Annotated in this window: 19 protein-coding genes; 14 read left to right on the forward strand and 5 right to left on the reverse strand. The window is 54.7% G+C overall.

The annotated features are described in order from the left end of the window. Positions 1–469 precede the first annotated feature (469 nt). Positions 470–1,594: a cupin domain-containing protein gene (locus IAE27_RS13055; protein WP_032728844.1), complete on the forward strand. Its 1,125-nt coding sequence runs from the start codon at positions 470–472 to the stop codon at positions 1,592–1,594. 66 nt (positions 1,595–1,660) lie between these two features. On the opposite strand, the gene surE is transcribed toward IAE27_RS13055, so the two are convergent. Beyond that, positions 1,661–2,536: a 5'/3'-nucleotidase SurE gene (surE, locus tag IAE27_RS13060; RefSeq protein ID WP_200092552.1), complete on the reverse strand. Its 876-nt coding sequence runs from the start codon at positions 2,534–2,536 to the stop codon at positions 1,661–1,663. 494 nt (positions 2,537–3,030) lie between these two features. Here surE and IAE27_RS13065 point away from each other — a divergent pair, with 494 nt between their 5' ends. Together IAE27_RS13065 and IAE27_RS13070 are read left to right on the forward strand one after the other, a co-directional pair. Then, entirely contained in the window at positions 3,031–3,810 is a 780-nt protein-coding gene (locus tag IAE27_RS13065; RefSeq protein WP_154022614.1) for a histidine phosphatase family protein, read from the forward strand. An 84-nt stretch (positions 3,811–3,894) separates the two neighbouring features. Continuing rightward, positions 3,895–5,238 (forward strand): OprD family outer membrane porin, encoded by a 1,344-nt coding sequence (locus tag IAE27_RS13070; RefSeq protein ID WP_024273672.1) that lies wholly within the window; start codon positions 3,895–3,897, stop codon positions 5,236–5,238. 41 nt (positions 5,239–5,279) lie between these two features. Here the strand turns inward: IAE27_RS13070 and IAE27_RS13075 are convergent, their stop codons facing one another. Further along, positions 5,280–6,644: an MFS transporter gene (locus tag IAE27_RS13075; protein WP_032725825.1), complete on the reverse strand. Its 1,365-nt coding sequence runs from the start codon at positions 6,642–6,644 to the stop codon at positions 5,280–5,282. Positions 6,645–7,208: 564 nt separating this feature from the next. On the opposite strand from IAE27_RS13075, the gene IAE27_RS13080 reads away from it, so the two are divergent. From IAE27_RS13080 to IAE27_RS13105, 6 genes are all read left to right on the forward strand, one after another. Further along, positions 7,209–8,858 (forward strand): signal transduction protein, encoded by a 1,650-nt coding sequence (locus IAE27_RS13080; RefSeq protein WP_032728841.1) that lies wholly within the window; start codon positions 7,209–7,211, stop codon positions 8,856–8,858. A 144-nt stretch (positions 8,859–9,002) separates the two neighbouring features. Further along, on the forward strand, positions 9,003–10,454 hold the full coding sequence (locus IAE27_RS13085; protein ID WP_004117633.1) for an MFS transporter: 1,452 nt from the start codon (positions 9,003–9,005) through the stop codon (positions 10,452–10,454). A 52-nt stretch (positions 10,455–10,506) separates the two neighbouring features. Then, positions 10,507–11,610, forward strand: coding sequence for a mandelate racemase/muconate lactonizing enzyme family protein (locus IAE27_RS13090; RefSeq protein ID WP_004108723.1), 1,104 nt, complete (start codon positions 10,507–10,509; stop codon positions 11,608–11,610). A 23-nt stretch (positions 11,611–11,633) separates the two neighbouring features. After that, entirely contained in the window at positions 11,634–12,461 is an 828-nt protein-coding gene (locus IAE27_RS13095) for an SDR family oxidoreductase (protein WP_004108725.1), read from the forward strand. Continuing rightward, on the forward strand, positions 12,455–13,366 hold the full coding sequence (locus tag IAE27_RS13100) for a dihydrodipicolinate synthase family protein (protein WP_123830115.1): 912 nt from the start codon (positions 12,455–12,457) through the stop codon (positions 13,364–13,366). The genes IAE27_RS13095 and IAE27_RS13100 overlap by 7 nt, the downstream gene beginning before the upstream one ends. Next, entirely contained in the window at positions 13,353–13,784 is a 432-nt protein-coding gene (locus tag IAE27_RS13105; RefSeq protein WP_123830114.1) for a GlcG/HbpS family heme-binding protein, read from the forward strand. Before IAE27_RS13100 ends, IAE27_RS13105 begins: the two co-directional genes overlap by 14 nt. 136 nt (positions 13,785–13,920) lie before the next feature. Here the strand turns inward: IAE27_RS13105 and IAE27_RS13110 are convergent, their stop codons facing one another. Next, a complete protein-coding gene (locus IAE27_RS13110; RefSeq protein ID WP_004117622.1) occupies positions 13,921–14,934 on the reverse strand; it encodes a LacI family DNA-binding transcriptional regulator in 1,014 nt (337 codons plus the stop codon). A gap of 210 nt (positions 14,935–15,144) precedes the next feature. Continuing rightward, complete coding sequence (locus IAE27_RS13115; RefSeq protein ID WP_154022613.1) at positions 15,145–16,176, reverse strand: DUF1176 domain-containing protein; 1,032 nt, start codon at positions 16,174–16,176, stop codon at positions 15,145–15,147. Positions 16,177–16,559: 383 nt separating this feature from the next. Between IAE27_RS13115 and IAE27_RS13120 the strand changes: the two genes are divergently transcribed. The 4 genes from IAE27_RS13120 (at position 16,560) to IAE27_RS13135 (ending at position 19,443) form a co-directional block, all read left to right on the forward strand. Beyond that, complete coding sequence (locus tag IAE27_RS13120) at positions 16,560–17,354, forward strand: DNA/RNA non-specific endonuclease (RefSeq protein WP_224227700.1); 795 nt, start codon at positions 16,560–16,562, stop codon at positions 17,352–17,354. Between the two features lie 290 nt (positions 17,355–17,644). After that, positions 17,645–17,968, forward strand: coding sequence for an endoribonuclease SymE (gene symE, locus IAE27_RS13125; protein WP_134883180.1), 324 nt, complete (start codon positions 17,645–17,647; stop codon positions 17,966–17,968). A gap of 158 nt (positions 17,969–18,126) precedes the next feature. Beyond that, positions 18,127–18,561 carry a VOC family protein gene (locus tag IAE27_RS13130; RefSeq protein WP_032728836.1) on the forward strand — a complete coding sequence of 145 codons (435 nt, stop codon included), beginning with the start codon at positions 18,127–18,129 and terminating at the stop codon, positions 18,559–18,561. A gap of 153 nt (positions 18,562–18,714) precedes the next feature. After that, positions 18,715–19,443 (forward strand): hypothetical protein, encoded by a 729-nt coding sequence (locus tag IAE27_RS13135; RefSeq protein ID WP_154022612.1) that lies wholly within the window; start codon positions 18,715–18,717, stop codon positions 19,441–19,443. A 107-nt stretch (positions 19,444–19,550) separates the two neighbouring features. Here IAE27_RS13135 and IAE27_RS13140 read toward each other — a convergent pair whose 3' ends face one another. Beyond that, positions 19,551–20,129, reverse strand: coding sequence for a hypothetical protein (locus IAE27_RS13140; RefSeq protein WP_200092500.1), 579 nt, complete (start codon positions 20,127–20,129; stop codon positions 19,551–19,553). Positions 20,130–20,298: 169 nt separating this feature from the next. Here IAE27_RS13140 and IAE27_RS13145 point away from each other — a divergent pair, with 169 nt between their 5' ends. Next, a complete protein-coding gene (locus tag IAE27_RS13145; RefSeq protein ID WP_200092502.1) occupies positions 20,299–21,216 on the forward strand; it encodes a restriction endonuclease in 918 nt (305 codons plus the stop codon). The last annotated feature ends 25 nt before the right edge of the window (positions 21,217–21,241 follow it).

Raw genomic sequence — 21,241 nt, forward strand, 5'->3', positions numbered from 1 at the left:
TTAAAGAGCAGTGCAACGCGGCTTTCGCTCACCGTTGCGAGGTGGCGTATATTACGCTTTCCTCTTTCAGAGTCAACCCTGTTTTTCAGGATTTTTTCTCTTCAACCAACCGGCTGTTTGTGTGAAGTGATTCACATCTGCCGTGTCAGTGGGAGCGCATTATAGGGAGCTGCCGGGATATAGCAACCCTAAAAATACAAAAAACTTATCAAGCGCTCATAATTTAAACTTTTCACGATTAACCTTTGCTACGAAAAACCGTAAGAACCCAGGAACTACAAGGCCTGCAGCGCATTTTAGCCAAAAATGAGATTTTGCAAAAAACGGCGTTACCCACTTCAGGTTTTCCCTCTTTTATGGTGCCGTTAGTTCAGATGATGAATTAAGCATCAGCCTTGACCCATGACAAAGCGGCTTGAGGGTGCATATTTCTATAATCAGGCCCGTTTCTTCTTATTGGTATAAACCTATGGCTTATCAACTCAACATTAACTGGCCCGAGTTTTTAGAAAAGTACTGGCAAAAGCAGCCGGTGGTATTAAAGAAGGCTTTCGCGAATTTCGTCGATCCGATTACCCCGGATGAACTGGCCGGGCTGGCCATGGAACCGGAAGTCGATAGTCGACTGGTGAGCCTTAAGAATGGTCAATGGCAGGCCAGCAACGGGCCGTTTGAACATTTTGATGGCCTGGGCGAAACCGGCTGGTCGCTATTGGCTCAGGCGGTAAACCACTGGCACATGCCCGCCGCTGAGCTGGTGCGCCCTTTCCGCGTACTGCCGGACTGGCGTTTAGACGACCTGATGATCTCCTTTTCCGTACCGGGCGGCGGCGTGGGCCCGCACATCGACCAGTACGATGTCTTTATTATTCAGGGCATGGGTAGCCGCCGCTGGCGCGTGGGCGATAAGCTGCCGATGCGTCAGTTCTGCCCGCATCCCGCGCTGCTGCACGTCGACCCGTTCCCGCCGATTATTGATGAGGATCTGGAGCCCGGCGATATTTTGTACATTCCGCCGGGATTCCCGCACGACGGAATCACTCACGAAACGGCGCTGAACTACTCCGTTGGCTTCCGCGGGCCAAACGGCCGCGATTTGATCAGCAGCTTTGCCGATTACGCGCTGGAAAACGATCTCGGCGGCGAGCACTACAGCGATCCGGATTTAACCTGCCGTGAACATCCAGGCCGGGTTGAAGAGTATGAACTGGAACGTCTGCGCGGCATGATGATCGAGATGATTAGCCAGCCGGAAGATTTCCGCCAGTGGTTTGGACGTTTTGCTACCACGCCGCGCCACGAGCTGGATATTGCGCCAGCTGAACCGCCTTATGCAGAAGAAGAGATTGTCGACGCACTCGAGGGAGGCGAAATGCTGACTCGCCTGAGCGGCCTGCGGGTACTGCACATTGGCGATGACTTTTTTGTGAATAGTGAACAGCTTGAGCCAACCGAGCCTGCGGCACTGGACGCGCTTTGCCGCTATACCCTGCTGGGTAAAGATGAGTTAGGTGAGGCCGCACTGCGCAATCCGGCCTTTATCGCCGAGCTGACCCGTTTGATTAACCAGGGCTATTGGTTCTTCGACGAATAGCGCTTCATCATCTGTTCATATAAAGAAGGCGCGAATAGCGCCTTCTTCTTTTATATCACTACGACGTTATTTTCCGAGCAGCGTCTCATACTGCGCCTGGAACTGCGGCGCGTTCCATGAACCATCAAACAGGGTGTAAGTAATATATCCTTTGTTGAGCCAGCCCGAGTCATTATCCCCTTCCGCCGGTTTTATCGCTTCCGGATTCATCGTCTGTTTTGCAGTGCCGTCCGCCAGCAGTTCATAACCAATCTGCGGCGCGGGGAACTGTTCATTCTCAATATAATGAACGCCCTTAATTTCAGCCGACGGCAGCGGCGGATAGTTAATGCTCAAACCGGACCCTTGCGGCAAAATCGGGCTTCCCGGTTTATGCGCGGCGTTAAGTTTATCAACCAGCGAGACAACGTAATCCACCGAGTCAGGCCAGTACTTATGCGTGCTCGGCCATTTGTTCTTCATCTCTTCTTCCGTGAATCGGTAGCCAATACTGGCGGCAATCGCCGGGAAGCCATAGCGAATGGCGCGGGCTGCAGCGCTAACGGTACCGGAGTTAACCTGCGCCATACCGGTATTGGGGCCGTCGTTAACGCCCGAGATCACCAGATCCGGCGGCGCGTCTTTCAGCACGCCCCACAGGTCGAAATCCAGCGCGTCGGCCGGCGTTCCCGGGAAGCAGTAGCGTTTGTCAGCGGCTTTTTTGACATCAAAGACCTTACCCGTCTTAAAGGTGATTGCCGACCCGATCCCGCTCTGATTCGTTGCCGGCGCCACCATCCAGACGTCATATCCTTTGGCCGCCAGTTTTTCCTGCAGCGATGTGGTTCCCACAGACTGGCAGCCATCGTCGTTAACCAACAGTATTTTCAGCGGTTTTTCAGCAGCCTGTACGCCAGCGGCAGATAACGCCAGAATGGCGGCAGTCAGAATTTTCGTTCTCATCATCACTCCTTGTTAGGTAGCAGAGGTATTTATCAGGCGCAAAAAAAAACCTAAGACTCCTGCCGCACGCCAAATTGGCGGACAGGAGTCTTAGGTTTTGCCTGTGGTCAGTAACAATCCCAGAGTGAAGCGAAAATAACGCCAGTGCGCGGCAGAGTCCAGAGCGGACATCATTATTTTGTGACGGAGATCAATCCCCAATAATTATTTAAGTCAAAAACTGCCAATTATTCTGAAAATTAAACTTAAGATACATCTCAACCAGCAAAATTACCTTCATGAAGACGATCACATTTATTGACAATAACAATAAATAGAGGGTGTCTTTTTGCATAATTAGTGCTAACGTCACCGCTGTTGGATTGTTACTGTCAAGAACAGGCGAAACCTACGTCATAGAGTTCGAGCGAACATAACTTTATTTATGCTTCGCGTCGAATATCTGACGTAGGTTTTTTTTTGCTTATAAAAAGACCATTCAGGTGGAGCGTTATATGAAGAAGTGGCTAATAGCATTAATGATGGCGGCAGGTGCGGCAACCTGCTCGGCAGCGGAAGTTAAAAACGACGATGGCGTGAATATCTATTTCGCTCGTCACGGCAAAACGCTGCTGAATACGTTTGACCGCGTACAGGGTTGGGCTGACTCCCCGCTTACTGAAGACGGCATTTGCGTCGCACGTTATCTCGGCGAGGGACTAAAAGGCATTCCATTTGATAGCTTCTATTCCAGCGATGCCGGACGTCAGCGTGAAACCATGCAGGTGATACTTAAGCAAGCCGGAGTAAGTGATTACAAACTTACTGAGCTAAGCGGCCTGCGGGAAGCCTTCTTCGGCGGTTTTGAAGGCGGCTATAACAAAGATATGGCCGACGCCGGCGCCAAACAGCTGGGGCTTAAAGATGGCGCTGCGCTGTTCAGCCAAATGAAAGCGGGCACCCTGGCCGTTGATACCAACCAGAATGCGCTGGCTGCAGCCGATCCCAAAGGCATGGCGGAAAACTATCAGCAGGTAAAAACCCGCACCCAGGCAGCGCTGCATACCATCATTGAAAACGCGCAGGCCCGGGGCGATAAAAACGTGCTGGCGATTTCATCCGGTACCGCAATGCAGATCATGATTTCCGACTTAACGGACGATAACGCGAAAAACAAACCGCTTGCCAATGCCGCGGTGGTTAAAATTGTTTATAAAGACGGCAAATATACCGTTCCTGAAATCGGCACTATGAAATATGTCGAAGCCGGAAAACAGGCTCTCGATAAAAAATAATACCCACGCTTAATTATTTATTACGGCAGACTTCATGCGAAAACACCTCGCCTGGATCGCTGCGTCCCTACTCTGGGGTTTATTATGAAAATCAATACTACAACAGTCGCCATTATGCTGCTGGCTATTCCCGCCAGCGCCTGGTCAGCTTCGACCACTAACAGCCTGAAGGAGCGCGATTATATCGATACCGTGCTCGACGATCCGTTATTCAGCCAGTCTCATCTGAATTTATCCTTTAAAAACTACTGGAAATATCTTAAGGAAGAAGAGACCGAGCCGAAGAAAGTCCATAATGCCTGGGGTCAGGGCGTCGCCGTCGATTATCAGTCCGGCTATTTTGCCGATATTATTGGCTTTGATGCCACATACTACGGGGCGGTAAAGCTCGGCGCCAGCGATTACTTTAACTCCCGCGGCGTACTCTATAACAACGGCAGCGGAAATAACAAAAGCAACGCTGAAGGCTTTTCCAAATTTGGTCAACGCAATATCAAGCTGCAGTATCGCCTGGCGGACACTCATCTGAACGCCCGCTGGGGCTGGCAGACGATGAAAAACTTTGGCGTCATCTCCAACTCGACCCGCCTCTCTCCAACCACCTACCTGGGCTGGACCGGCGCGGTGAACTACGGTCCCTTCACGCTGCGCGGCGCGTACATCGAAAGCGCGATGGATCGTAACTCGCCGGATAAGAAACGCTTCCAGACCAACAGCGGACAGTACATTAACCATATCGCCAGCGGCGATATTCTGTGGCAAAGCGAGCACCTGAACATGCAGTACGGCTATGGTGAAAGCGACAACTATCTGCGCCGCCATATTCTGTTTACCAATATTAAGCCGATAAAAGCGCTGAACATCGGTACTCAGGTCTACGCCACTCACGCGCTGGACGAGTATAAAGCGATGCCGGCAAATAAGCGTGACTTTGACGATGATGCCTGGCACATCGCCATGGATGTGAAGTGGCAGGCGGACAACTGGAGCACCAAGTGGGGTCTGGGCTATACCGATGCGAATAAGGCCAATGAAGTGGGCTTCTACCCGCGCCATATGAGTAAAAACTCGCGCGGGACCTTTATCTCAATGGCTTACGCCGGCAACGACTATATGCGCGACGGTGAACTGGTTCTCTCTAATATGTCGGACTATAACCTGACGCCGGAGCTGGCTATCGGTCTCGCCGGCAACATCGCCCAGTTTAACTACCGCGGCAACCACGTCCGTACCGGGGAAATTAACGCCTTCAGCCGCTGGGTGCCGACGCACCCGAGACTGAAAAATCTCACCGTCTGGGCGATGTTCGGGCCGGGCTGGTCCTATAAGATGAATGGCAAAACGCCGGTGCTTACCGACGGCCATTACAGCCGGGCCAACTCGCTCTCTTCGGAAGTGATTATCGAATATAAATTTAATCTGTTCTGATACGCCCGCCCCGCCGGTCATGGCGGGGCAACCCTCCCCGGCTACTTCTTCACCTCATTAAGCTCATCGTTATAGCTTTCCCGCGTCACGCAGACGCACAGGATGGTAATTAGCGCCATGCAGGCGAGAAACAGCGAGATGGGCCACGATGCGCCACCGGACCACACCAGCAGTAAGGTACCGATCATCGGCGTTAAGCCGCCGACGATATTCGCCAACTGGAAGCCGAGCGACACGCCGGTGTAGCGCACGCTGGTGTCAAAAAGCTCCGAAAAGAAGGCGGGCTGGACGCTGAACATCATGCCCAGCCCCACGGAATAGCAGAAGGTGGTGGCGAACATAAACATCTTCACCGAGCCGGAGTCGATCATCCAGAACAGCGGGAAGGCAAAGATCAGCGTGATCGCGGCGCCGGCCAGATAGACCGGTCGGCGGCCAATTTTATCGGACAGCCAGCCGAAGAAAGGAAAGGTAAAAATGCCGACAAAACTGGCCAGCAGCAGCCCGTTCAGCGCCGTTTCGCGAGTAAAGTTGAGTTCCCGGGTCACGTAGGACATAAAGAACGCCACCGTCAGCCAGCCCAGAACAATCTCCCCCATGCGCATACCCATCGCCAGGAATACCGCTTTACGGTGATGTTTGAGCACGGTGAGAACAGGAAACTTCTGCTCGGCCGTTTTCGGCGCGTTCTGCTGCTGCTTCTGATTCTCCTGAAACACCGGCGTCTCTTCGATCCTTGAGCGGATAAACATCCCGACGAACAGCAGCGCGATGCTTAACAGGAAAGGCACGCGCCAGCCCCAGGACATCAGGTCATCCTCCGGCAGCATCACCACCAGCGCAAAAACGCCGGTGGCGATAAACAGGCCAAGCACGTTGCCCAACTGAACAAAGGTGCCAAAAAAGCCCCGGCGATGGCGCGGCGCATACTCGGTGATGAGCGTCGTCGCCCCGCCCCATTCGCCGCCGATGGCAAAGCCCTGGCAGAGGCGCAAAAAGATAAGTATCAACGGCGCGGCGTTGCCTATGGTGTCGTAGCTGGGGATTAACCCTATGAAAAACGTCGAAATCCCCATAATCATCAGCGACAGAACCAGCGATTTCTTGCGGCCGATCTTATCGCCATAGTGACCAAATACGATGGCACCGATGGGCCGGCTAACGAAGGTAATCGACAGCGTCAGGAAGGATACCAGCAGCGCCATCAGCGGCGAGAGGTTAGGAAAAAACAGCGACGGAAACACCAGCGCGGCGGCGGTGCCGTAGATAAAAAAGTCATAGAACTCAATCGTTGTGCCAGAAAGACCGGAGCCCAGCACGGTGAGCAGCTTTCTTCTTTCATGGGTTTGTTGCGATGTTTGTTCATTTTTTGCAGGGGCAATGGCGGGCGAGGTAAGCAGGGTCATCATTAAATCCTCTGTCCTGAATCATTATTGTTTAGTCGGGCAGCGCCTGGCTAACATCGTTGGCGAGGGAAAATCACCAACAAGCTAACTCGAATTAGCTAATTATAACAAGATACAGAAATTCACAACGTAAATGCTAAAAGAGTGTGACCAGGATCGGTTAAATTTTAACACTCCTGTCAATCACCCCAGACAAAATGCTCAAACGGAAAAATAAATAATTCAATAATTTCAATTCATTAAATATCAAACCTGAATTTACCGTCCTCGCTGCGCTTCCCGCCCGCCTTTCTGCCCGCCTTTAAACCGCCTCAGCAAACTTTCCTCGTCACTTCACCCCACCTTTTAAAATAATGTTTTTAAAATTAATTAGTTAAAAATTTCACATTGATAGCCATCACAAATCCCCGGCAAAGGGTTTGTCCCTGTCTTTTTTTTATCCTAATTTGCTAATTCGAGTTAGCCATAGAAATCAGTCTGCCTGAAGCGGCTGATGCGGCGCTAATCCCTGCGCAGAACGATCAACGATAACTAAGCGACCTACCCCCTACAGGAGAAATTCACATGTTGAATTTAACGTTACCCGCCGAAGCCGGGCTTATTACCCCACAGCCAGGCGAAGTCTTGATGGTCACCAATGCGGATCTCCGCGAACCGGCTAACGTCACCTGCTGGCCCACGCAGAAGCTGTTTGAACAGCGTCTGGAAACGGCGCTGGAAACATTAGGCTACCGCCTGCGCCGCGCCCATCCGGTCAACGAACGCCGCGGCCACGGGTTTATCAGCAGCCAGAAAGAGGGTAGCGAGCTGTTCGCCGGGATCGATCCGGATGCGCCGATTATTGTCCTGCTTACCGCCTGGCAATACTCCCATCACCTTGCGCCTTCGCTGGTACATCATCGCGGCCCTATTTTGCTGCTCGCCAATTTTGACGGCACCTGGCCGGGCCTCGTCGGCATGCTCTGTATGGCAGGCTGCCTCACCAGCCTGGAGCGCAACTACTCGCGGCTGTGGTCGGAAACCTTCGCCGACGAGGCGTTTATTCGTGGCCTGGACACCTGGCTGCGCGACGGCCATCTCAGCCATAAGCTCGGCTATCTGCATCCGGTTGCGCCCAGCGCGCCGCTGCTGGCCAGCGAAGCCGGACAGATCGGCGTGAAGGTTGGGCAGTCGATCCTCAAACACAAGGCCATTGTCGGCCTGTTCGATACCTTCTGTATGGGGATGATCAACGGCGTGTTCCCGCAAAAAGCGATGATCGACGTAGGGATTCCGGTGGAGTCGCTGTCGCAATCGGCGCTGCTGGTTGAAATGAACAAAGTGCCGACCGACCTGCGCGAAGCCTGTCTCGACTGGTATGAGACCCGCGGCATGCGCTTCCGGTTCGGCGCCGACGGGACGAAGGAACTGACCCGGGAGCAGGTGCTGGAACAGTGCGCGATGATGATCGCCATGGCGCGCTTCGTGAAGCGCTTCGGCCTGACGGCGGTGGGCGTGCAGTATCAGCAGGGGCTCAAAGACAGCTGCGCCGCCTCGGATTTTGCCGAAGGCGCCATCGGCAACGCGGAACGTTTCCCGATCCCGGATGAGAACGGCGAGATCGTCTGCCCGGACGCGCCGATCCCCTGCATCAACGAGGTGGATATGGGCAGCGCCATCCCACAGGTGATGCTGGCGAAGCTGCTCGGCGCACTGGGCATGGCGAGCGAAACCACCCTTCACGATATCCGCTGGGGTAGCGAATACAACGGCACGTTCTACTGGGATCTGGAGATCTCCGGCGCGGTGCCGTTCGCCCATCTGAAGGGCGGGATCGCCGGGGCCACCGGCTATCGCCAGCCGGCGATGTTCTTCCCCTACGGCGGCTCGACCATTGCCGGTCAGGGCAAAGCCGGACGCTTTATCTGGGCGCGAGCGCATTACGAAGGTACCCAGGTGATCCTGCATATCGGCACCGGCACCGCCGTCGAACTGCCGCATGACGAATTCGAACGCCGCCGCCGGGCAACCAACTACGAGTGGCCATTACTCAACGCCGTTCTCGACGGGGTTTCGCGCGACGATTTAATGGCGGGCCACCAGAGCAACCATCTCAGTCTGGCTTATGTAGAAGAGGAGGTATTATCCGAAGTGCTGAACGCCTTTATTGCCCAGGCGCTGACGCAAAATATGAAAGTCTTTATCGCAGGCGATGCGCATTTATTAATGAAATAACAACTGATTCGCTTATGTAATTTTTACGTTGTTAGCGATCCTGGCAAACATCCGCTTCATTCGTCTCTTTATCGCCCATAAAGAGCGGATTAACGCGCATCTGTCCGGGCGGGCCCTCCGCCTGCCCGGATAAGAGAGGATTATATGTATCAGCAGCAACATATTGAATTTATTATCCAGAAGGCAAAGAAACGGCTCGATCAGCAGGAGGCCCCCGGCTGCACCAAAGCGGGATGGCTAATGATCACCGCATTATTAATTGAGTCATGGGATATTTATTCCATGGCGTTTATTTTATTCGCCCTGAAAGATATTTATGAGCCCAGCAGCTGGCTGCTTGGTTTTACCGCCGCCGGCACCCAGCTTGGCGCGGTGGTCGGCGCGCTGCTCGGCGGCTGGCTGACCGATAAGCTCGGACGGCGTAAAATTTTCCTCTGGTCGATGATCCTGTTCGCGATCTTCGCCGTTCTTCAGGGCCTGGCGCCCAATATGTACTGGCTGGCGATTATTCGCTGCCTCGCCGGGATCCCGGTGGGCGCGGACGTGGCTAACGGCTTTACCTACATCATGGAGGTGATGCCGAAGGGCAAGCGCGAAGTGATGGCTAACCGCTGGCAGTTTATGTTCGCGCTGGGGATTATCGCCGCCATTCTGCTGGTCACCACGCTGGTGGCGCTTGATGTTCACCCGGATATGATTTGGCGCATCGTGCTGGCGGTCCCGGCGATCCCGGCCTGCCTGCTGCTGTTTATGCGTCGGGAGCTGCCGGAGACGCCGGCGTGGTTCGTCGAACGCGGCCGCTTTATCGAAGCGAAACAAGCCTCCCGTGACTATTACGGCGAACAGGATGGCCGTCTGCTGGACGACATTCTGCCCAACGAAAACGTCACCATCGCCGACCCGACGCTCAAAGAGACGCTGCACGATCTGTTCCGTCGTCCCTTTACCCGCCGCACCACCCTGTTCGGCTGGTTCTCCTGCGCCGTACAGTCGTTTGAAAACTACGCCTTCTCCTTCTTCCTGCCGCTGATCCTCGTCACCATCGGGATTTCCGGGCAGATCCAGAATAACCTCGCCCTGCTGGCGGTGAACTGTATCGCCGCGCTCTCGGCGTTTGTCGGCCCGCTGCTGTTGCCGAAGCTCGGGCATAAGGGGCTGAGCAAATACGGCTTCCTGCTGGTCACCATCGGCATCTCAATTTCGGCGTGGGGCGTCTACAGCAGCAGCTTTGGTTTTATCATTTTCGGCGCGGCGCTGATGCTGTGGGGCCATTACTGGGATTCCGAAAGCGGCATGACGGTGATCTCGCTGGTGGCAAAACCGCGCTATCGCGGCGTGGCCTCCGGTATCGGCTACACCATCGTCAAGGTCACCGCCTTCGTCACCACCCTGGTCTTCCCTGCCCTGTTTGAAGCGGTCGGCGTACCGGTCGCCTCAATGATTATCGCGATCGCGCCGTTCTGCGCCTTCCTCGCCTCGATCTTCCTGCTGCCGGAAGTCTTCGGTCATGCGGTGGGCGACGAGAACGATCGAGAACATGATGCCAGCCCGGCAATCGCCCTGGAGGGGCATGAATCCCCGGCCTCCAAACATTAACCGCCCGGGCCGCAGGGGCGGCCCCCGCTGAACCCATAAAGGAAGGAATCAGATGAACAGCACAAAAATGCCCGTGATTGAAAATATCGAACTGATGACCGCCCGCGTTCCGCTGCCGGAAGGCCCGTGGGGAGATCAAATTCACCACGTCACCGATATCGAAGTGGCGATAGTTGACGTCTACGGTTCTAACGGCCACGTCGGCACCGGCTTTAGTCACACTTCCGGCTGGTGCGGGAAAACCATCTCTGCGTTGATTGCCGAGATTATCCCGGACGTTATTGGCCAGCCGCTCTCCCCGCGCGGCCTGTGGCATCGCTCGTATAAACACGTACACGACGTCGGCGGCGCGGGCGTCACCACCCATGCCCTGGCGGCGCTGGATATTGCCTACTGGGATCTGTTAGGTAAAACCCTCAACGCGCCGATTATCGACATTCTTGGCCGCGTGCGCGATCGCGTTCCGCTGTACGGCAGCGGCATCAACCTACATCTGTCCATTGAGGAAGTGATCGACCAGGTCAAGCGCTGGAAAAGCACCGGCTATCTGGCGGCGAAAGTGAAAGTGGGCAAACCGACGCTGGAAGAGGACGTGGAGCGGCTGCGTAAGATTCAGGAGGCGGTGCCGGGCTTCCCGCTGGCGGTGGACGCCAACCAGGGCTGGAACTTCCCGCAGGCGCTGCGCGCGTTCAAGCTGTTCGAACCGCTTAACCTGCTGTGGATTGAGGAGCCGCTGCCCTCCGACGATATCGCCGGCCACCTGCGGCTGCGCGAACGCAGCGCCACGCCTATCGCGCTGGGAGAAAACGTCTATAACTTAAACCAGTTTACGCAGTACATCGAGAGCGGCAGCGCGGATTACATCCAGGCAGATCTCGGCCGCGTCGGCGGGATCACCGGCTATCTGGATATCGCCGCCGTCGCCCGCGCGCACAACCTGCCGATGACGCCGCATTTTGTCATGGAGCTCAGCGCCAGCCTGCTGGCTACGGTGCCGAATATCTCATACGCCGAGATGACCGACGGCGGGCGCTGGAAAGATCTGCGCATCATCGCCGAAGCGGGCGAAGAGGTGGACGGCTACTACGTGCCGAGCGAAAGGCCGGGCCACGGCATTATTCTCGATCGTGATTACCTCGCAACCCACAAAATCTAACCACGCAGTGAGGGGAAAGGACAATGGAAGACACGTTATTCTCGGTTAAAGACAAGGTCATCATTGTGACCGGCGGCCTTGGACAGCTGGGGGCGCAGTACGTGAAGACGTTACACGAACGCGGCGCGAAGGTGGCGGCGCTGGCTACCCGCGTCGATGCCGCGCGCGTCGACCGCGTGCTGGGGGCGATTAAGGACTCCGACCGCCTGCTGTGCGCGGAAGTGAATATTACCGATAAAGCCAGCATTAACCGGGTGCTGGACAGCATTGAAGCGAAGTGGGGCGTGCCGGATGGCCTGGTCAACAACGCGGGCGTCGATACCCAGCCCAGCGCGCCGCCGGAAGTCTCCGGGCCGTTTGAGGAGTTCCCGGAAGAGGTGTTCCGCGAGGTGGTGGAAGTGAACCTGGTCGGCACCTTCCTGATGACCCAGCAGGTCGGCAAACGCATGAAGCAGGCCGGCAAAGGCGGCTCGATCATCAACGTCGGTTCGATCTACGGCGTGGTCTCTCCGGTGCAGGATATCTACAGCTACAAAAAAGAGGACACCGGCATTCCGTTCGTCAAACCGGTGGCCTATTCGGCGGCAAAGTCCGGGCTGTATAACTTTACCCGCTACTGCGCCACCTACTGGGGGCGCGACGGCATTCGCGTCAATACCCTGACCCTCTCCGGCGTCGAGCGCAGCGATCAGGACCCGCGCTTTCAGAAAAACTACACCCACCGTATTCCCATCGGGCGGATGGCGAAAGCCCACGAGTACAACGGCGCGGTGGTGTTTTTGCTCTCCGACGCCTCGGTCTATATGACCGGTTCCAACGTGGTGGTGGATGGAGGCTGGACCGCATGGTAAGCGATAAATGGCAGCGTTTTCGCGGCATTATCTCCGCGGTGGTGACGCCGATGCACGCCGATGAGTCGGTGAACTACGCGGCGCTGGACGCGCTCGCCCGCGCCCAGCTGGCGCGCGGGGTTGAAGGCTTTTACTGCTGCGGCTCCTCCGGGGAGGGACCGTTGCTGCGTTTCGATGAGCGCAGGCAGGTGCTGGCGACGCTGGTGCAGTCGGCGGGCGGTCAGGTGCCGGTGATCGCCCACGTCGGGACGCCACGCACCCGGGACGCCGTCGAGCTGGCGAAGCACGCCGAGCAGGACGGCGCCAGCGCGGTGTCGCTGGTGCCGCCCTACTACTACAAATATAGCCGCGAGGAGATTATCGCCTACTACCGTCGGGTGCTGGACGCCATTTCGATTCCGGTGATTTTGTATAATATTCCGCAGTTTACCGGCGTCGAGCTGGATGCCCAGAGCGCCGACGCGCTGCTCGGCGAAGAGCAGGTTCTGGGGGTGAAGCATACTTCGCATAACCTCTATTCGCTGGAACGCATGATCGCCCGCTACCCGGAGAAAGTCTTTTTTAACGGTTTCGATGAGATCTTCCTTTCCAGCCTCGCGGCGGGCGCGACGGCCACGGTTGGCACCACGGTTAACCTGCAGCCGGAGCTGTTTCTCGCCCTGCGCAGCGCTTTTCAGCAGGGCGACATCGCCCGGGCGCAGCGCCTGCAGCAGCAGATCAACGAGGTGGTGGAGCAACTGGTCGCGCGCGGCGTGTTCCAGTCGGCGAAGTATCTTACCGCGAAAGAGACCGTCGATACCGGCCCCACCCGCGAGCCGTTTGTGGCGCTGACGGCGGCGCAGAAAGGCGAGCTGGATGACCTCTATCTGCGCTTACGGAGGTATATCGCCGATGCCGGACAATGACGCGTTCTGTCCCCAGGTCCGTCTGAACGATAGCGTTATATGCCAGCAGGTCGCGCGGTTTTTACAAGAGACGGAAAGCGATGCGCGAACCCGGGGGCTGGCAGTGGCGGTTGTCGGGCCGGAGGGCGAGCTCATCGCCTTTGGCGCGCACGCTCGCTGCCCGCCGCTACCGCGCCAGCTGGCGCAGCGCAAGGCCTGGAGCGCCCTGCGCTTTCGCCGTCCGACGGCAACGCTGGCGCAAGAGGTCAGCGACGGCGCCCTGCAGCTGGCGGTATTTAACGACCCGCAGCTGCTGGCGATGCCGGGCGGTGAGCCTGTGATAGTTGAAGGGCTGGCTATTGGCGGCGTCGGGATCAGCGGCCTGCCACCGGAGCTGGACGCCGGGCTGGCGGCGCGGTTTGTTCAGCGATTGACTTGATGAGGGATCGTTAAGGGTTCCCGGATTGCGGCGCCCGCGCCTTATCCGGGCTACCTGCGCGCGCAGGATGCGGTATTTGTAGCCCCGGCCAGCATAGCGCGGCCGGGGATTGACGTGTTCACACAAGCCGTGTCATTTACTGGCTCCGCTGCTTCTCTACCGACAGCGGGCGATGAATCAGGGTCATCGGCACAGTGATCTTCACATCGGCATTTTCCCCCTGCAGCTTCTGCTGCATCAGATGAAACGCGTGCTGCGCCCAGGCGTCCTCATCCTGGCGCATCGACCACACCGCGTTCGGCAGAAATCCCAGCATCTGGTGTTCATCGAAGGTGCCGATGGGAATATCCGACGGAATAAAGCCGTAGGTTTCCCGCAGCGCGCTCAGCGTCCCTTCCAGAATGGGCAGGGAGGAGGCGATAAACGCCTTCGGCGGCTCGCGATGCTGACGGAGAAAATCGAGCATCAGCTGCTTGCCCTCTTCCTGGCGGTTATGGCTGGCGGACAATATCCACTCCTTCCCCGCGGGCAGCTCGCTCAGGTAGCCCTGCAGACGACGCTGGATCGACGGCTGCTGGGTATCTCCGGCGATAAAAAAAATCGGCGAGACGTCCACCGCCTGGGTCATCGCCTGCACCAGCTTTTTGCTGCCGTTATAGTTATCACTCACCACCAGCGACACGTCGCTCTCGCCAAAATCGCGGTCGAGCAGCACCAGCGGCCGCTTGCGCGCCACCTTCTGGTGATGCAGCTGCGTTTCCCGGGTAGAGGGCACCACGAAGAGCCCGTCAACGTTGCGCGCCAGCAGTCCTTCAACCAGACTGTTTTCATGCTCGCTGTCGCTGTAGGTGCAGGCAATCATTAGCTGATACCCCGCCTGACGGCAGCAGGCTTCGAGCTTTTCCGCCAGGGTGGAGAAAAACAGGTTGGATAAACGCGGGATCACCAGCCCTAAGGTCTCGGTTTTATTGAGCTTCAGGCTGCGGGCGATATGGTTAACGACCAGCCCGTTTTCGGCGATGTAATCATTAATACGCTGCTGCGTTTTGGCGCTGATGCGATACTGCTCAGCTTTGCCACCCAGCACCAGGCGCACGGTGGTAATCGAGATTTCCAGCGCCCTGGCGACTTGCTCAACGGTTTTGGCCATAAACTCATTTTCCATAACGAACAGAACGGCTTAATCATAAACTAATTCGAGTTAGCAATACATTAGCCGCGCTGTTATTTTGAACAAGGCGTCAGTTTTCTGCCGCCTCTGCCGCTCTCGATCGCGATCCTGCTACGCTGACGATCGTTAAGATCCTTCTCCGCCCTCTCTGTCGACGTCTGTGCCGGGAGAGATTCTGGCCGTGCTATTTCACTTTACCGGTTTAACCTCGGTCACCCAGGTGGGGAGATCCCATGTCCCGCCGAGGCGAAGATAGCGGCACATCCCGGTGGTCGCTTCACGGCTTTTGCGGAACGTTGTGCCATCCCAGAGCCAGCTTGCCGTCCCCCAGCAATCGCCGAGCCCTCGCCCTTTCTGGCTCATAAAAATCTCGCCGTCACCATACTCAGAACCGGAGACCGTGATAAGCGTCGGATTGCCCTCAAGTTTGCTATCCACAACCCAATAGCCATATCCCTCGTTATAGGCCGCCCGCCAGCACAAGGTCGAAGTCAGGGAATGGGCGTGATCCAGCGGCGTCAGGCTAATAGTTTCAGCCTTCTCACCCTCCTCAGGCTGGAGGCGATCGCACCAATCATCGTTCTTTAGCGTGGCCAGAAGCTTCGGCTTGAGCACCGCCAGCTCAGGCGCGGTTAACGCTCTCTCCTGCGTTTTCTCAGGAATGACCCGGTGAATAACCGGGGCGGGAATCGCTGCCCGGACGCTGCTTTCCGGCCTGTCGCCTTTTTTGGTCAACGCCCCTGGCGTGCCGATTCGCCCCTGAACATCGTCCATTTTCAGCAGTACCGCGTAAGCGCCTTCGCCGGAAAGCACAAACGGCGCCTCCGCGCCTGTAAATTCGACCTTCCCGCTGCCTTTGATAGCGTTAACGATCGCCCGGGCCTGTTTCTCCGACAGCGGCCAGCTCTCTTTTACGGGCTTCACATCGCCTGCCGGCTGGCCGTTGATCCACAGCGTCAGTTTGCCCGGCAGAACGTCGCCGTCGGTCACCTCCGCCAGCATCAGCTCTCCCGAGACGGCAGTGCCCGCTCCGGCCTGGCGGGTCAGCAGCACCGAACCTCCGCTTCCTTCTTCAGCGCTGTATCCCGCCGCCCGGCAGGTCAGCGTGTTATCACACACCACTTCCCAGTCTTTGTGGCTGAATGAAACGCCTGTTTCCGCCAGCGCAGGGAGACTAAGTATGGCCAGTGCCAGCACGCCTCTCCAGCGTTCCTTTTTCATAACTTCTCTCCTTAATCGGTCATTCGTGTAGTCTGAGTAATCCACCTCGCCGAGAGAAGCGTTTTCCCTTGCCACGACTTTTTTTCAGACAACGACATGGATGCCGCACCGCTTTACGCTTCGCTGGACATATTCCCGCCCGTTCAGCTCGGCTGAAAATAGCGGGCAGCGAGTCTGATTACCTCATTCAACATCATTTCTGAGATCACAAAATAACATCCGCCGTGATGTTAAATCATCTTGTGATATTCCGCGCGGCTGCGACCGGCTAACTCTTTTTACGCTCTCACTTCATCTTTGCGATTCATAGGTGAATTCCGCTCTGATTATTCAGGGGGTTCTTTTATGCATCGATTCATCTTCTCTGTGACGTCATCAACAACATGAAGCTATTCAGAATATTCAGCGTATTACCGTCGTTATTTTTTACCGCCGCGTGCGCTGCCGGGTTATCCCACGTAGATAATTGTGAAGTGGGCTGTCCGACCGGTGGAAGCGACCAGACGCTGGTTCGCGAAGCCTATACGCTCAATAACAACAGCCACCGCAAATTCGCCAATTGGGTGGCGTATAAAATCACCAAAGCCAGCCTGGCCAGCGGGCGTTCGCGCAGCTGGAAGCGCGATCCGGATTTACCCGCGGCGGATACCCTTGCCCCCGCGGCATACAAAGGGGCCAGCGCAGCATTGGCGGTCGATCGCGGGCATCAGGCGCCGCTCGCCGGGCTCGGCGCCAGCGCAGACTGGCAGGCGTTAAACTATCTTTCCAATATCACCCCGCAGGCCTCCGCCCTGAATCAGGGGGCGTGGGCGCGGCTGGAGGATAAGGAGCGCGCCCTCGCCGAGCGCAGCGACGTGGCGGCGGTGTGGTCCGTTACCGGGCCGCTGTTCGAACGGCATATCGCCACCCTGCCCGCCGCGCCCGAGGTGGAGCTTCCCAGCGGCTACTGGAAGATTATTTTTATCGGCTCCAGTCCGGATAAGGGCGAATACGCGGCGTTTTTGCTGGATCAGGCGACGCCCAAAAGCGCCAGTTTTTGTGATTATCAAGTGACGGTGGAGGAGATTGAGCGGCGGACTCATCCGGCGCTCTCGTTCTGGTCCACCCTGCCGGCAGGTATCGCCCGCCGCCTGAAGTCCCGGAAGGGGACGCTGGCAAAAGAGATGGGGTGCCCGTAATTAGGTATGGGCATCCTGTTGCGCGCATTATCTCGCTTTTATTTTTTTGAATCTGCTTTGCGGTTATTTCAGCAATATCAGGAAAGTCATTTTCAACAGGCGCTAATTAATAGCATCACGTATTCTGTTAATTCTTAATTTGCGGTTAAAGGCGTTTATTATGTCCGATTAAAGTCTGGACTTTATTTTTATTACTGGTTAGGTTTACAGGTGTTATTTAGCGCGGTGCGAATGTGCGCCAACACACCCGCACCGCTGATCACAATTACTATTTCGCGAGAATAGCAACCATGACTAGTGCTGATTGTATTGTAGATTCTTTTGATCCAGAAGTGTCGCCGAAAAATAAGCGTCAGTTGACGGTGAGTTATGTGAGACATTTGCCAGATCGTCGTCTTATTCCGGCGCTGATCATGAAGGGCGAGTGGCTGGCGGCGGCAGGGTTTTCGACCGGCACCCGGGTGGAGGTGCGGGTGATGGAGGGCTGTATTGTGCTGGCGGCGGTTGAGCCGGAACCGGAGCTGGAAGCCGCGATGCGTAGGGTGGTGAAGCTGTCGGCCAGGAAGCAGAAGCAGGTCAGAGAGTTTATCGGGGTGATTGGGGGACGAGGTTGAGAGGTCAGGATTGCGGTGACAGACTGGATTTGTATGTCATGCTCTGTTGACTGAGATTCATCGTCATCCCGGGCCTGTACTCATCCATCAAATCCGTACAACGTTCCTTTTAGATAACGGATAAATACCTGTTAATACGACTGAATGAGGAAACCATCATGGAGACTTACCGATTACATCGCGGCAGGCTTATCGACCATATCCAGCTTGTGGTAAATGATTTCGAGGCCAGCAAAGCGTTTTATACAGCCGTGCTGGCGGTCCTTGAGATCCCTGTCGTGAATACCTACGATGATTATTTTTGGGCTGATGAGCTTGTTGTTTCATCCATTAATAGCCCCGGTTCCACAGGTAAGCCGACAGGACGGCATCACCTGGCTTTCCAGGCCAGGGATCGTGAGACGGTGGATGCTTTTTACCAGGCGGCGCTGGCACACGGCGGCAGTGATAACGGCGCCCCCGGTGAGCGAACTTATCACCCGGGGTACTACGCGGCCTTTGTACTCGATCCCGATGGTAACAACATCGAAGCGGTTTACCATGGCGAGGGGGAACGCAGTGCGGCATCGGTGGAGATTGGCTTCAGTCTTTAAGTATAACGGCCTCCGGGCAGGGGCCGTATTGGGCGGTTGGCATTAAGTCAGACCAGGAATTAGCCATATCGAAGCCCTCATAATAATGAGGGCTACATAAAATAAATTCAGTGTTGTAAATTCATTGCGTATTCATTTTATAAAGGAATAACGATGGGAGCTATTAACGAGATAGATATTGCAAAGCTGGTTTTGCTACCCGCGATTTTATATGTGGCTAAAAAGATCATCGACTGGGCGGGAAAAGTGATGTCCAGCCCGCAAACGAAGCGAAAAATTCGCTTTGAAAAGGTACCTATTGAAACCAAAATAGAGGTGCTGAATAAAATCGCTGAGATAGCGAACGCTGACATACCCGACACCAAACTCTCGAGGACGCATCAGACCGTACAAATAAAGTTTTTGTATGAGCAGATCGGGATTACCCTCCCTGTCTGGCACGCCCATCAGTTGATCGCGTTTATCGCTGATAAAAATATCGGCTCATATGATGTACGATTAATAAGTTTCCTTAAAAACCCATCCTTATATCGTTGTGAAGAAAATCATTTTTCTGTAGATGCTAAAAAAATTAAAACTTTTCACCTCGTTAGCGGGGGTTTCTGGCTATTTTCAATAGTTATTTTCGCTTGCGCCTGGTGGACGACAATACAATCGTTACTGGCCAGCGGGGGCGTAAATTCAGCTATCGCATTTTCACTGTTTTACTTTATTTCCGCTATTGTAGTCACTGGCTTTATCTTGAGCCAGGTTGGAGAAACCTGGCAAAGCGCCAGATTCGCCAGGCTGTTTGAAAGGTGGTGTGAGGATGAAGCGGGGGTGGAAAGTGGGGAGAGTGCTGTGCTAGCCGCATCGGAGCCAGAAGAACAGAGGCCTCAATAGGAGGTTTTCAAATGATGAAATGCAGATACAAAAAAGTATTTTAGTGGACTGATTGGGGGATTTGGTGCGAAGGCCGGACTCATGGTTTGAGGCAAACCGGCTGATAATTATAGATTTCCTGGTTGGCTTTGTTCAGCGATATACGATAAAAGTCCGTGATTTTCGAAAAAGCTTTCATCTATCTCAATCACAGTGATGCCGGTATAGGCTGTCCAGCCATGCAAGTGTTTCACATACTGCATCACCTCCGCCGGAACTTTGGGAGAGAAATTAAGCACAATTTCTTCTTCCTCACCATGCCAGAGCGGCAGCGTGGTCACTTCCACATCCGGGTGAATGTGCTGCCAATCAGTTATTTTTAAACCGCAGATTTGCAGCAGGCTGAGTATATCGCCATTGTCGTCATCGAATGGCAAAGTCTCAGGGATTATGTCCACTTCAATATATTCTGGCTTAATCTCAGGTAGCTGTTTTTTTACTAACCGCTGCACACCAGAAAGTAACTTACCGGAATTAAATATAGGTTTAAACCAGTGTAACACTTCACGCCGAAAATTATCGAGACTAAAATCGTAATATTCTACTGATATTTCCAAACCAACACTCCCTTCATCAAGAAGATCATTAGAAGAATGCATTTCATTTACTGAAGGAGAGAAAATGAATTCAGTTTTTTTATTTGACATAATTAACCTCAGAGTGGTTTAAGAGTACAAATGCCGACCAATTAAATATAACCTATTATTCGTAAGATTAGAATATAGTCAATAAAAAAACAATTGGTTATCGAACTTCACGCTTTATAAGTTCGATGCCATAATAAAAATAGTAAATCTTAATAGAGAAGAGAGCACCATGCCGGTTCCTACCTACGATAACTTTATTGAGCCCGTATTACGGGTATTACAGCAATCACCTGCGGGAGTCGCCGCAAAAGAGGTTTATGAGGGAGCAGCCAACTTACTGCATCTCGATGATAGCCAGCGCAATGAACTTATCCCCAGCGGCCAATCGGTTTACAAAAATCGGGCCGGATGGGCTCACGACCGGCTCAAACGTGCAGGCCTATCCCAAAGCCTGTCACGTGGTAAATGGTGCTTAACGGAAGCAGGCTTCAACTGGCTTAAGCAGCACCCTTTTCCCCTGAGTAAAGCGCAGGTTGATCATCTGGCGTTTGATTTTATGAACGTCCGACTGACCACTCCTACGGATGCGGTTATGCTGGACGATGATGGTGCACCAGACACGGCTATATCTCCCCAAACCAGCAGCCCGGATGACCGCTTAGCGGAAGCTCTGGCAGAGATCCGTAGCGCTGTCGCCAGCGAATTACTGGAAAATTTACTGCAGGTTTCACCGAATCGCTTTGAAGTGATTGTCTTAGATGTGTTGCATAAGCTTGGTTACGGCGGCCATAGGGACGATCTCCAGCGTGTCGGCGGCACCGGTGACGGCGGTATCGATGGCATTATTTCTCTGGATAAACTTGGGCTAGAAAAGGTCTATGTCCAGGCGAAGCGTTGGCAAGGCACTGTTGGTCGCCCGGAACTGCAGGCTTTCTATGGCGCACTGGCGGGGCAAAAAGCCAAACGCGGTATCTTTATCACCACCTCAGGCTTTACCGCCCATGCGGTGGAATTTTCCCGATCCGTTGAAGGTTTAGTGCTAATTGATGGCAACCGGCTGGTTAACTTGATGATGGATAATGAAGTGGGGGTTACCTCACAACAGATTAAACTGCCCAAAATCGATATGGATTATTTTGAGCAGTAATATTCACCGCTGGATTATGTTATTA

The organism is Klebsiella sp. S69, assembly GCF_016516145.1.
In the GTDB taxonomy this organism is placed as follows: domain Bacteria; phylum Pseudomonadota; class Gammaproteobacteria; order Enterobacterales; family Enterobacteriaceae; genus Klebsiella; species Klebsiella oxytoca.